9 protein-coding genes are annotated in these 14,020 nt (G+C 45.5%); 3 read left to right on the forward strand and 6 right to left on the reverse strand.

Going from position 1 to position 14,020, the window contains the following annotated elements:
• The first annotated feature begins 160 nt into the window (after positions 1–160).
• Positions 161–2,029 (forward strand): methyl-accepting chemotaxis protein, encoded by a 1,869-nt coding sequence (locus tag C942_RS12100; RefSeq protein ID WP_007466124.1) that lies wholly within the window; start codon positions 161–163, stop codon positions 2,027–2,029.
• Positions 2,030–2,171: 142 nt separating this feature from the next.
• On the opposite strand, the gene C942_RS12105 is transcribed toward C942_RS12100, so the two are convergent.
• The 6 genes from C942_RS12105 to C942_RS12130 all read right to left on the reverse strand — a co-directional run bounded on the left by C942_RS12105 (position 2,172) and on the right by C942_RS12130 (position 12,273).
• Positions 2,172–4,082, reverse strand: a complete 1,911-nt coding sequence (locus tag C942_RS12105; protein ID WP_007466127.1) for a methyl-accepting chemotaxis protein — start codon at positions 4,080–4,082, stop codon at positions 2,172–2,174.
• Between the two features lie 491 nt (positions 4,083–4,573).
• Positions 4,574–6,121 carry an alanine/glycine:cation symporter family protein gene (locus tag C942_RS12110; protein ID WP_007466129.1) on the reverse strand — a complete coding sequence of 516 codons (1,548 nt, stop codon included), beginning with the start codon at positions 6,119–6,121 and terminating at the stop codon, positions 4,574–4,576.
• A gap of 588 nt (positions 6,122–6,709) precedes the next feature.
• On the reverse strand, positions 6,710–8,302 hold the full coding sequence (locus C942_RS12115; protein WP_007466130.1) for an ABC transporter ATP-binding protein: 1,593 nt from the start codon (positions 8,300–8,302) through the stop codon (positions 6,710–6,712).
• A gap of 2 nt (positions 8,303–8,304) precedes the next feature.
• Complete coding sequence (locus C942_RS12120) at positions 8,305–9,321, reverse strand: ABC transporter permease (RefSeq protein ID WP_036799929.1); 1,017 nt, start codon at positions 9,319–9,321, stop codon at positions 8,305–8,307.
• A gap of 5 nt (positions 9,322–9,326) precedes the next feature.
• Entirely contained in the window at positions 9,327–10,412 is a 1,086-nt protein-coding gene (locus C942_RS12125; protein ID WP_007466134.1) for a microcin C ABC transporter permease YejB, read from the reverse strand.
• A 52-nt stretch (positions 10,413–10,464) separates the two neighbouring features.
• The gene (locus C942_RS12130) at positions 10,465–12,273 is read right to left on the reverse strand and encodes an extracellular solute-binding protein (protein ID WP_051035810.1); all 1,809 of its coding nucleotides are present in this window, start codon (positions 12,271–12,273) and stop codon (positions 10,465–10,467) included.
• A 344-nt stretch (positions 12,274–12,617) separates the two neighbouring features.
• Between C942_RS12130 and C942_RS12135 the strand changes: the two genes are divergently transcribed.
• Together C942_RS12135 and C942_RS12140 are read left to right on the forward strand one after the other, a co-directional pair.
• Positions 12,618–12,950 carry a PBPRA1643 family SWIM/SEC-C metal-binding motif protein gene (locus C942_RS12135; RefSeq protein WP_007466137.1) on the forward strand — a complete coding sequence of 111 codons (333 nt, stop codon included), beginning with the start codon at positions 12,618–12,620 and terminating at the stop codon, positions 12,948–12,950.
• 146 nt (positions 12,951–13,096) lie between these two features.
• Positions 13,097–13,552 carry an RNA methyltransferase gene (locus C942_RS12140; protein ID WP_007466139.1) on the forward strand — a complete coding sequence of 152 codons (456 nt, stop codon included), beginning with the start codon at positions 13,097–13,099 and terminating at the stop codon, positions 13,550–13,552.
• Positions 13,553–14,020 lie beyond the last annotated feature (468 nt).

A 14,020-nucleotide genomic window follows, 5' to 3' on the forward strand; every position in this document is an offset into this window, starting at 1 on the left:
ATCGCCTATAGATTAAAAAACGAACGTTTATAACATCGAGACAAAAATATTTAATTTTTGATCACAAAGTGCTCAAAACGGTATTAACAAATCCCTCAGCATGCCGACAAAATGACCAGGACAATTACTACTATTCGTGTGCTCGTTGAGGTTTCAATCCATGAAGTTCAGTCACAAAATTGTAGCAACATCGTCGGCAATACTGCTTGCTGCTTTGTCGCTGTTATCTGCAAATCAGTATTTCAATACTAAATCCCAAATTCAGTCGCTGGTGATCCAGAGCATTGATGAAATCGTCTCTGGCATGAGCAATACCATCACCGCGGAAATAAACAGCCGTACTTCTCTTGCCAGCTATGCCACCAGCCTGGTCGAAGAAGACTTATCTGTTAACAGTATTAAAACCGTAATCAGCCAGGCCCCGCTTAAAGAAGCCTTCCTGCTGACAGGTGTCGGTTTTGAAAAAGATGGCAGACACACAAGTAACGACCCGACATGGCAACCGGGTGCCAGCTGGGATCCGCGCGCTCGCCCGTGGTACAAAGACACCAAACAGGCGAAAAAGCTAATCATCACCGCCCCTTATGCAGACTCTGTCACCAAAGAGATTCTGGTCTCTATTGCGACACCACTGTTTAAAAATGGTGAGTTTACCGGTGCCATCTTCTTCGACATGAGCCTGGGCGGCCTGGCAACGCTGGTAAATCAGGTATCGCTGTTTGATGCCGGTTACCTCTTTATCGTTGCCGAAGACGGAACTGTCATTGCGCACCCTGATAAAGAGCTTAACGGCAAACCAATGGCAGACTTCCTCGGTAACCTGCCAATTTCAGACAAGGTGGCAACCTCTGAACTAGACGGCGATACCGTAAAAATCTCGTTCACGAAAATTAAGGGGCAAGACTGGTATATCGGTGCCATCCTCGATGAAAACAAAGCCTTTGCCGCTGTCAATGAGCTGAAAAATGATTCCATCATCTACTCAATTGTTGCTCTGATTGCCGGTATTATTGCTCTGCTGCTTCTGATCAAAGTACTGATGCGTCCACTTCAGGACCTGAATGTTGCTATTCAGGATGTAGCATCAGGACAAGGGGATCTGACTCGTCGTCTTGATACCAATACCGATCCTGAGTTTGCCGAGCTTGCAAAAGGCTTTAATGCCTTCACCGAAAAGCTGCAAAACCTGATCATCCAATCTAAATCACTCAGCCACAGCATTTTGCAGGGCACGGAAAATACAGCGCAGGGTGCTCAGCACTCAGCCAGTGCTATGGCCAGCCAGCTACAGGAGCTGGAACAGCTGGCGACTGCGATGCATGAAATGGCAACCACTTCTGCTGACGTGGCGAATAACGCTCAAGGCGCAGCTTCTGCCGCACAAAATGCAGATGTCGCGGTACAGGAAGGCGGAGAAATTGTTTCGCACACAAGCGATGCGATTGCCGAACTGTCGGATCAGATTGATCATGCGGTAGACGTAGTGAAACAGCTTGAATCAGCAACCTCGAATATCGAAACGATTCTGAAAGTAATCAACGACATTGCTGATCAGACTAACCTGCTGGCACTGAACGCCGCCATTGAGGCTGCCCGTGCGGGTGATTCAGGCCGAGGCTTTGCCGTTGTTGCCGATGAAGTTCGAACGCTTGCCCAGCGCACCCAGGAATCTACCACTGAAATTCGTCAGATGATTGAACAGCTTCAATCAGGGGCAAGTTCAGCAGCAAGTGTGATGGGGCTGAGTAAAGAAACCGCCGGTAACACGGTAGTTAAGGCACAGGAAGCTGACGAAGCTCTGCAACGAATCAGCTCGGCGATCCAGCAGATCAACGACATGAACCTACAAATTGCTTCAGCGGCTGAAGAACAAAGCCTGGTTGCTGAAGAGATCAACACCAATACCACTAACATCAAGGAGCTATCTGTACAGGTTGCTGATGCTGCAAACATGGCTAACGATGCAATGGAAACACAAATCCAGAATGTTCGCGAGCAAGACAGCATCATGAATAAGTTTGTTGTGTAACAGGTACAACAATTAGACAAGGATACGCATACGAAACAAAAAAGTAATGGTCTAAGAAAAATGCCACCCTCAAATGAGGGTGGCATTTCTTTTTCTGACGAAGCCAACGAGCACTGAATCTCAGTACTCGCCTAACGCTTGCTTAGCTGAGCTTAAACTTACTGACAATGGCTGCAAGCTGCGTATTCGCAGACGCCAGTGTCTGACTGCTTTCCAGGTTATGACGACCGCTTTCTGCCAGCGTGTCAGCCATATGGCGGATGGAAGCCATATTCTTGCTGATTTCTTCCGAAACCGAGCTTTGCTCCTCTGCGGCTGTCGCAATTTCAACAGCAAGGTTGTTAACCTCATTAATCGAACTCGCCATCTTATCCAGATCCAGGTTCACTTGTTCAGTGTTGCTGGCTGTCTCGTTACAGCTTTCCTTAATGACGTTCATGTTGGTAACCAGCTCATCAGCCCCTGATGTCAGCCTGTTAAGCATCTGTTCGATCTCAGAAGTGCTTTGCTGAGTACGGGCCGCAAGGGCGCGAACTTCATCAGCAACTACCGCAAAACCACGGCCCTGCTCACCGGCACGTGCAGCTTCGATAGCTGCGTTCAGTGCCAACAGGTTGGTCTGTTCTGCAATATCACCAATCACTTTCAACACACCGGCAATATCAATGCTGTTACGGTTCATTTCGCTGATGCTTTCAGCCATTGACTCCACATCACCGATCAGAGCTGAAACAGAGCTAACCGCATTGCTGACAATGATCTTAGACTCCTGAGCCTGATCGTTAGTCTGATGGATATGTGATGACGTTTCAGCAGCATTGGCAGAAACATTCTCGGCTGTAATGCTCATCTCATTAATAGCGGTGACAACCTGATCGGTTTCATCGACGTGAGACTGAAGCACACCCGTGTTTTGCTCTGACTGCTGCCTCAAATCTTCAACACTGGCTGAGATATGGCTGGTCGCCTGTTGCACTTCCAGCATCATTTGTTGCAGGTTGCCGATAAAGATATTCACACTTTCCGCAATCTGGCCAAGATCATCTTTACTATTTACTTCCAGACGACGAGTAAGGTCACCTGTACCGGCAGAAAGATCCTGTACGGTTTCTTTCAGTGCCGTAATCGGGCGGTATAGCTGGTTTAAAACAAAAATGACAATCGCCAACGCAATAAGCAGCATAATGACAGATGTAGTCACCGCTTCTTCGAAAGCTTTTTCCACGTCAGCATACACAATTGATTTGTTCACACCGACATACAGGTACCATTTGTTGCCATCAACAAGCGGTATTTCAGTGAAGTAAGCTCGTTTATCCGCTCCGTTCCATTGGTAATCCGCCGCGCCTGTACCCTGAGTGGCCATTTCGCGCTCAAGATCTGGAAGACCAAATGCAACACCCAGTTCTTCCGTTGGATCCGTTGATGCCAGCTGAATGAAATCTTCGCTGAGTATTAAGGTCACAGCGCCCGGGAAGTCAACATGACCAATCGTTTCATTCAGGCTTTTCAGTGATATGTCACCAACCACAACACCTTCTTTGTTACTACTGATTGGTGTTGCCACACTTACCATCAGACTTCCAGTAGTCGCATCAGTATAGAAATCAGTCAGGATGGTTCGGTTCTTTGCCATCGCCTCTTTGTACCAACCACGGGTACGCGGGTCATAATCACTGACTTCAAACACCCCATCATTACCACCGGAATCACCGTAAGCTCGTCCGTCAGTGTAACCGGCTGTAAAACTGGCATAATCTGCCGCCTTGGTAATCAATCTGGCAACTTCCACATAATCGCTGTCCGAGTGCTCTCCTGCATAAAAGCCTTTTGTTGATTCCAGGGCATCAGCAGCCAGGTTCATTGACAGTTCAATTTCACGTTTCGCACTATCGACAATAAGCCGCGACTTTTGTTCGATCGTGGCAACTTTATCTTCTTTGAAATGCCGGTAGGAAAGCCAGTTGGTTATAGACAGAGCAACTGCCACCAGGATTGCAACGGTAAGGATAATCCGTTGTTTGAAACCTAAGTTACTTAATGAGAGGTTCATAGTTATCTTGCCTGAATCAATTTGAAATTGATGGATTGAGCAAGTCTAATCACGAGGGTTTCTATTGTGGAGTGTTAAAATTTTGACTCTTTCAGCCAATTTTTTATATCAAAGAAAAATTACTCTCTATTCCATTTCATACATTTTGTCTTCACTCGAAAAGACATATATTCATTTTCGCTACAGCTTTACTCGTTTTATCGCCTTTAACAATATCTTTCCCTATTCAACAAATTAGTTATATTGATGAAAAAAAAGTTAGATAAAGTGAATATGGCATCAAATATAAACCTGGCTAACACTTTCTTGCAATTTCCCAATTTATGATATGCATCACAATCAGATAGTTACGCACTCCTACACCTTCCACCTTTTTCTTACCCGGTTATATTTTAAAAGCTTTAATAACTGATTAAACAATTAAAACATTATGCTCAGAACAAAAATAAAGGGACCAATCCTAATGGCCCCTTATATTAACAATTATATTTTTATGCTGTCGGCTCTATCGGTTCACCAGAAAGATCTCTTGCACCTGATGATGACTTACCGAAAGACTTGTAACGTTTCTCCCAGTAGTCGGCATTCTTGATGCCAAGCTTCACAGGGTTGAATGTATACTCTTTCACGCCAGCTTGTTGCTGATTCTCGTAATCTTTCAAGGCAACCATTGCTGGTTTTGCCAGGAAGAAGATAATCAGAATCCCAACAATGTTCAGCCACGCCATCAGACCAACACCGACATCACCCATCGCCCAGGCCAGATTGGCTGCCTTCACCGTTCCGTAGAAAACCGCAACAGTAAGGATAATTTTCAGCACAAACATCATACCCGGAAGCTTTAGTGAGCGGCGAATATAGGCAATATTGGTTTCTGCAATGTAGTAGTACGCCAGAATGGTTGTGAACGCGAAGAAGAACAGAGCAAAGGCAATGAATGGCTTACCGATACCTGGCATTGCGCTCTCAATCGCCAGCTGAGTAAACATAGGGCCGTTAGCACTGATATCTGCCGACAGGTTCTGAACCAGGTAAGCGCCTTCGGCACCACCATGAACATTGTATGCACCGGTAATGATGATCATAAATGCTGTCGCAGAACAAACCAGCAAGGTATCAATATAAATCGAGAACGACTGAACCAAGCCTTGCTGTGCCGGGTGCTGGACATCCGCAGCAGCTGCTGCGTGAGGACCAGTGCCCTGACCGGCCTCATTTGAGTAAACACCACGCTTAACACCCCAACCGATTGCAGCACCGATACCCGCCATTGGTGTGAAGGCATCACCGATAATCATGGAGAACACAGTTGGAACCATGTTGATGTTCAGCAGGATAATAATGAAAGCAATAATGATGTAAGCCAAGGCCATAAAAGGCACAACAATCTGGGTAAAGCTGGCAATACGCTTAACACCACCAAAGATAATGAAAGCCAGAATAATTGATACGATGGTACCTGTTACGATTTTCGCCAGGCTGATCGTGCCAATTGTTGTTTCAATCATTTCACCGGAACCAAACGCTGCCTCAACCGCATTACCGATACTGTTTGACTGCACACCCGGCAGTAACACACCACAGGCAAAGATAGTGGCAATAGCGAAGATCCATGCATACCACTTCTTACCCATCGCTTTTTCGATATAGTAAGCCGGACCACCACGGAACTGACCGTCTTCATCTTCTTCTTTGTAAATCTGAGCCAGTGCCGATTCGATATAAGCTGTTGCTGCACCGAAGAAAGCAACCACCCACATCCAGAACACCGCACCCGGACCACCAAAACCGATAGCCGCAGCAACACCGGCAATATTACCTGTACCCACACGGCCTGATAGTGAAACAGCTAATGCCTGGAAAGATGAAATACCTTTGTCAGAGCTCTTCCCTTCCATCAGCAAACGCCACATTTCCCTGAAGTGACGGATCTGTACAAAACGTGTGGCAATGGAATAGAACAAGCCGGCACCTAAACATAAGTAAATCAGCACCGGGCTCCAAATGATTCCATTCAGAAAATCTACGAACGACTGCATTAAATTCTCCCTGTCATCTAGATTGTGATTAATGCGTGGTTCGTATAATAAGCAGAATGTAACTCGATTGTTAATTGTTTTATTTTGTCACTCAATTAACCGTGAGTGGCAGCACGATTCAGCAACATTACGATAACAGCTGGCAGTTTGGACTGGATTTTGAACAATTATGAGCTACTAAAGCCAATCGTGATTAAATTTTCATCGGTAAAATTTTCTAGCGATAGACTACATAAAGCCATTTTTATGCCAAAGATCACATAATTAGCAACATAAGCACCAATAAGAGCAGAGCAGTTAAGCAGCCTTTTCCAGAGAAGTAGATAAGTTTTGTTCTTAGAAAAAGCTAACAATAGAAGTAACAAGGAAGGGATATAGAATTTCTGTCATAACACAGGAAATACTATTCAAAGTAATAGATTGATTTGAGATAGGACAGCTCGAACACACAACTTCAGTTTATGAACACAAGCATCGATTTGAACTAAATTGCATTAACAATTCATTAACCACGAGTTTAAGAAAAAGCGCTAACAACCAACAATAGAGCGCTCTTTGCATAGTTCGCGCTCACGAAGTGCAAGCTAGCTACACCGCAGATAAGTTAACAAGCTGACGGGTATAATCCTGTTGAGGATCATTAAAAATCTGTTCTGTTTCACCCTGCTCAACCACCTTGCCATCTTTTAATACCAGTGTGTAATGGCACAAAGATTTCACCACACTGAGATCGTGGCTGATGAACAAGTAACTTAACCCATATTTCTCCTGCAGCGATTTCAGCAAAGTCAGCACCTGAAACTGTACCGTCCGATCGAGGGATGATGTCGGTTCATCAAGCAAAATAAACTCAGGTTTCAATACCAGAGCGCGGGCAATGGCTATCCGCTGACGCTGGCCGCCGGAAAACTCATTGGGGTAACGATGGCGGGTTGCAGGATCGAGCTCAACTTCACGCATCGCTTCACAAATCACCCGGTCTTCTTCTCCCTGTGTCAGCGACTTATGAATTTTCAGCCCTTCTCCGATAATTTGAGCAACCGACATCCGCGGATTTAATGCCGAAAAAGGGTCCTGAAAAACGACTTGTAGCTTACTTCGGTAAGGAAGCATTTGCTTACGGCTTAGACCAGATATATCAACACCTTCAAAATTGATCTGCCCATCACTATTCATCAGACGGAGGAGTGCCATGCCGGTCGTTGACTTGCCGGAACCACTCTCCCCTACCAAGCCAACACTGTGTCCTTTCCTAAGTACAAAGTTAACATCGGTCACGGCTTTTATATGGTCTTTTACCCGCTTGAGAATACCGCCGGTGATTGGAAACCATACTCGTAAATCACGAATATCAAAAAGTGGGGATGATTTAGCATTAACGGGAACCGGACTACCGCTGGGATCGGAATTAATCAGCTTAATGGTGTAAGGATCGGAGGGGTTGTTGAAAATCACGTCCTTGGTATCAGTTTCCACAATTCGTCCCAACTGCATAACGGCGACGCGATCCGCGATCCGTTTAACAATACTCAAATCATGGGTAATGAACAGCATCGCCATTCCCAGTTCTTGCTGAAGTTCTTTAAGCAGATCCAGTATCTGAGCCTGAACGGAAACATCCAATGCCGTCGTCGGCTCATCGGCTATCAATAGTTCAGGCTCATTAATCAGCGCCATCGCTATCATTACCCGCTGACGCTCACCACCGGATAACTCATGAGGATAAGCGGTTAAACGTTTTTCGGCGTTACGTATCCCGACTTTTTTTAGCCATTCCAATGCTTTTTCTTCGGCTTGTTTGGGGCGCATTCCCCGATGTATCGACAGCGTTTCAAAGAGCTGACGACCAATCTTATGCAGAGGATTCAACGACATCATAGGTTCCTGGAAAATCATCCCGATGCGATCGCCGCGCATCCGTCGCATTTCCCGTTCACTGCATGTCAGCATGTTGGTTCCGTCATACTCCACTTTACCGCCAAGATAATGAGTAGATGACTTAGGCAGCAAACGTAAAATGGCATTGGCGGTAACTGACTTTCCGGAGCCACTCTCTCCCACCAGTGCCAGCGTCTCACCACGCTGAATCGACAGACTGACATCATAAGTCACCTGATTTACCTCAGCGCCACTATGAAAGCCGACAGACAAATTGTCGATAGTCAGAATTGAATTCGCCATTGTTACCTCTGCTGATGGGGATCAAACGCATCCCGTACCGCTTCACCGACAAATACCAGCAGGCTCAGCATCACAGAAAGCACGACAAAGGCAGACAACCCTAACCATGGCGCCTGCAGATTAGTTTTACCCTGAGCCAACAGCTCACCCAGTGACGGCGATCCGGCTGGCAGGCCAAAACCAAGAAAATCAAGCGAAGTTAATGTGGTAACCGAACCACTGAGAATAAATGGCATCATAGTCAGTGACGCAACCATCGCATTAGGCAGCATATGACGGAGCATAATGCGACCATCACTCACACCTAACGCCTGCGCAGCCCGGACATAATCGAAATTACGACAGCGAAGAAACTCAGCACGAACAACACCCACCAGCCCCATCCAACTGAACAGCACCATAATACCCAGCAACCACCAGAAGTTGGGTTCAACAAAACTGGAAAGAATAATAAGCAGGAATAAAGTCGGCATCCCAGACCAGACTTCAATAAACCGCTGGCCGAACAAATCAATCCGGCCACCGTAATATCCCTGACATGCACCGACAATCACGCCAATAATGGTTGAGATAATAGTCAGTGCAAAACCGAACAACACCGAAATACGAAAACCATAGATGATCCGCGCTAGTACATCCCGTCCTTTATCGTCGGTTCCCAGCCAGTTAACCCCGTCCGGCGGTGACGGTGCAGGTCCATCAAGATCATAATTGATGGTGTCATAACTGAAGCGGATAAGCGGCCAGATCATAAAACCGTCGGCTTCAATCAAATCGACCACGTACGGGTCGGTGTAATCAGCTTCTGCTTCAAATTCACCACCAAATTGCGTCTCTGAATACTGCTCCACTATCGGAAAATACCAGCCGGATTTGAAATGAAGCAGCAAAGGTTTGTCATTGGCAATGATCTCAGCAAATAGGCTGAGTACAAAAAGCACAGAAAAGATCCAGAGCGACCAATAGCCTCGCTTATGTGCACGAAATCTGGCCCAACGTTCCCTTGTCAGTGGATTCATCGTCACTAGCGCGCCTCAAAGTCAATCCGAGGATCTACAAAGGTATAAGTGAGATCCGAAATAATGTTCAGTAATAGCCCCAGCAAAGTCATGATGTACAGCGAACTGAAAACAACCGGGTAATCACGCTGTATCGTTGATTCAAAACCGAGCAAGCCAATCCCCTCAAGTGAAAACATCACTTCAATCAGCATGGCCCCGGTAAAAAAAATACTGATAAAGGCGGCAGGAAAGCCAGCAATAATAATCAGCATGGCGTTTCGGAAAACATGGCGGTAAAGAATACTGCGCTCGTCCAGTCCTTTAGCCCGTGCCGTAACTACATACTGTTTGTTAATTTCATCAAGGAAAGAGTTTTTGGTCAGCATGGTCAGAGTTGCGAAGCCGCCTATCACCATCGCCAAAATAGGCAGGGTTAAATGCCAGAAGTAGTCACCGATCTGCTGATACCAGGTCAGTTGTTCAAAGTCAGAAGAAACCAGCCCACGCAACGGGAACCAGCTGAAATAGTTGCCACTGGCAAAAAAGATGATAAGCAGGATTGCGAACAGAAAGCCGGGAATGGCATAGCCTACAATCACTATGGCACTGCTCCAGATATCGAAACGGGAACCGTGTTTGATGGCTTTCGCGATCCCTAACGGAATGGAGACAAAATAAATGATCAATGTGCTCCACAATCCGAGGGAAATTGAAACAGGCAAACGATCGATAATCAAGTCAATGACATTGCCGCCTTTGAACAAACTATCCCCAAAATTAAAAGTGGCGTAGTTTTTCAGCATGTCCCAATAACGCTCAAGCAACGGCTTATCAAAACCGAACTGCTTTTTGATCGCCTCAACAACTTCAGGGTCTAAGCCTCTGGAACCTCGATAGCCACTCGAACTTTCACCGGGTTCAACCGCTGCTACCTCCTGCCCGCCGCCAGTAAAGCGTTCCATAATGCCGGAAGAATGGCCCTCCAGTTGGGCGACAGCCTGCTCAACCGGGCCACCGGGCGCAATCTGGATCACGAAAAAATTAATCGTAATGATTGCCCATAATGTCGGGATCACCAGTAACAGGCGACGGATAATATATGCAGTCATCTTCCCTGTACCTTATGATTGCACCTTCCCAAACACTTCTGGTTCATAATGGCTACCTGCGTTTATCTGGCAACTTTGCAGCTTTAACCGGATCAACCCACCAGGTATCTTTACCCAGGGAATACTTCGGCCTGACCTCCGGACGAGAGAATTTATCCCAACTGGCAACCCGGAATTTACTGATGTGCCATTGGGGGATAACAAAGAAATTCCACTGCAAAACCCGATCAAGTGCCCGCCCGTAATCCAGCAATACATCCGGGTTCTGTTGGTTCTCGACAATTTTCTCTGTCAGGTAATCAATAGCCGGATCTTTAACGCCAGCCTGGTTGTAAGTACTGTCGATAAACTTACTGTTCCAGGCAATCAACAAATTCGGATTCGGATAAGGGTTCGCTGAATACCCTGCCGAGACCATATCGAAATCACGATCCCGTACCCGCTTTATATATTGAGTGGTATCAACAGTACGGATCTTCATGTCGATTCCCATTAGCTTAAGATTCTTTTGCACCGGAATCGCCAGGCGTTCTGTCGTCGGGCTATATATAAGCAGTTCAAATGCGAACGGCTCACCAGTTTTAGTATTGGTCATCACCTTGTTTTTAAGTTCCCAACCGGCATCTTTCATTAACGCTATAGCTTTACGCAACTGGGTTCGAATACGACCGGAACCGTCCGAGACTGGTGGCTGATACTCTGTAGTAAAAACCCGTGGCGGCACTTTATCTTTAACCGGAGCCAATACGTTCAGCTCACCTTCTGACGGCTTATCTTTAGCTTCATAATCAGTATTTTGAAAGTAGCTACGAGTACGGGTGTACTGATTATAAAAGAGACTTTTGTTCATCCATTCAAAATCCATCGCATAGTTCAGAGCCTCTCGCACCCTGACATCGCTGAAATATGGACTCTGGATATTGAAAACAAAAGCCTGCATTGATTGAGGGATTTGGTGCGCGATTTCTTCTTTGAGAATATAGCCTTTATCGAAATTGGTTCCCTGATATAAGGTTGCCCAAAACTTAGCGACATTCTCCTCGCGGATGTCATACTCCCCAGCCTTGAAAGCTTCCAGCGTGACGGTTTCATCGCGGTAATAATCGTATTTAATATTCTGAAAATTATGACGGCCAACATTTACCGGGAGCTCTTTCGCCCAGTAATCATCAACTAATGAGTAGGTCACGCTCTGACCGGGTTTATAAGCGGTAATTTTGTATGCGCTGCTGCCGAGCGGAGGCGCTGTAAGCGGTTCACCTAAGTTTTTGTCTTTCCAGAAATGTTCAGGCAGAACATTCATACCTTTTACTAAAGCAAACAAAATCTCACGGTTTGGTGTCGCCATTTCTATACGTGCCGTCAGATCTGATTTAGCAGTTACCGATTTCACGTCTTTAAAATAGACCTTATATTGAGGCACTCCTTCTTTCATAAACTTACTGAAGGTAAAAGCGACATCAGAAGCTGTGATTGGATGCCCGTCATGAAAACGTGCCTGCGGATTAATATCGACCTCCATCCAGGAGAAGTCATCAGCGTAGCGAACCTTTTCTGCAATTAATGGATAATGGCTGTCGATTTCATCATCTGAAGAAAGGAATAAGGTATCGTAAATCGCATCTGCACCGGCTACGGATACCCCACGAGTCGCGTAACGGTTAAAACTGTCATAAGTACCAACCTGGGCATAAGTGACCAGTCCACCTTTTGGGGCTTGAGGATTTACATAATCAAAGTGAGAAAAGTCACTGCCGTACTTAGCTTCACCAAATCCGACCAGGCTGGTCGACTCAATGATATTTACAACTTCCTTTGCTTCTGTTTCTGCTTTTGCCGCAACTTCGTCTGCCAGTAACATCCCGCTGGCCAGCAGCATAGTTACAGTCCATGAGAGTTGTCTCAACATTTGCCTCTCCCTGCATCAGCGCAAAATCCATCTCTAAATTCTTTTTGTTTTCATTATTCTACGATAGGACAGGATCCAAGATTCGACAACGTAGCACGAGCAATCGCATTAACGATTTGATCAATACCAATAAGCATCTGCACACAAGAATGGTTCGACAAAGTCATTCGACTATAGCTTGCAGGGCACAATATTAGCCGCTAACATCCACCTCCCTCATCTCAGATGAGGGCACTTTTCTCCGGAACCGACTAAGGCTCTGGATACGCAATATTTAAGGTACACAGGATCAGGTTATGTCTAAATTTTTCTACAAAGGCCGCATAGAAAAAAAGCCAAAGCATGAAAGCTATGGCTTCAACACAAAACGTTCGGCTAAATTAGGCACCGAAGAAAACCCTCTACCTCTGACAGTTCAGAGCGAAACACGTAAAGCTGAAGTCGAGGCGACTCTGGCCGAAAACAAGCTGGTTGGTATTATTACCGTCAACGCAGACGCTGCTGAAAACATCATAGAGCTTGAAACACTGCTAAATAAGCCACAAACGACTGTTTTTGAAAAAACACCTAACCGAAATGACCCTTGCTCATGCGGAAGCGGTAAAAAATATAAGAAGTGCTGCGGCTAATCTTACTGATTTAACAATTGGGTTCTTAACCTATAAAAGAACCCGATTTACCGACTCTCCTCTAGCTCAATCTAGTCTCCCCCTGCATTCTTCCTGAAAAATCCGTATAATCCTGCCTCTTTTTAGATTTAGAAGATGTACAAGTTATGAACAAAGGTTATTCCTGTGTGGGACTTTTCAATCCCAAAACGCCTGAAAATGTTGGTTCAGTCATGCGCGCGGCTGGTTGTTACGGGGTAAATTCAGTGTTTTATACAGGGACGCGATACGACCTTGCTAAGAAGTTCTGTACTGATACTAAAAATGTCTACCAGGATATCCCACTGATTGGCGTACAGGACTTAAAAGAAATCATCCCACACGACTGTGTGCCTGTTGCCGTCGATTTGATTGAAGGTGCCAAACCCCTACCCAATTACAAGCACCCTAAACGTGCTTTTTACATATTTGGTCCTGAAGACGGCACATTGAAGAAAGAAATCACGGAATTCTGCAGAGAAACTATCTACGTACCAACTGAAGGCTGTATGAACCTTGCTGCCGCAGTAAACGTCATCCTGTACGATCGCATGGCAAAAGGCGACAACTTCTCTAATCACTAATCCTTTCTTTCCTACCGGACGGAAGCTTTCACATCAGAACTTGATATTCCGTCCGGTACAGCATCCCCCTCATCAATGACACTGCGCAGCAATCAAAAAATAACTTGCCATAAAACCTTCGAATAAAAGTGCCCAACCTCACTAATAAGTCTATGAAGACCAACTCATACTAGTGATGCCAAACAAATGAAACATAACTGACACCCTTTGGCAAAAGAATAAAAATATGCCTCGTACTGGTAGCTATAGCTGAATCAGACTAGACTTAACGCGATTTAAGTCTTACACATTTTTTATGGCAACCACATTAATGCAGGCAGTTTAAAGCAACAAACCGTAAGCTGGAATTGACACTAAGCGACTTATAACTGGGCAAATTCCCAGTATATAATCTTGCTTCACCATACTTTCTGCACTTTTATTGAGCGTTTAAGCCAGAAATGTGAAAAAGACGGAGCAAAAACAAGC

Source organism: Photobacterium marinum, assembly GCF_000331515.1.
GTDB lineage: Bacteria > Pseudomonadota > Gammaproteobacteria > Enterobacterales > Vibrionaceae > Photobacterium > Photobacterium marinum.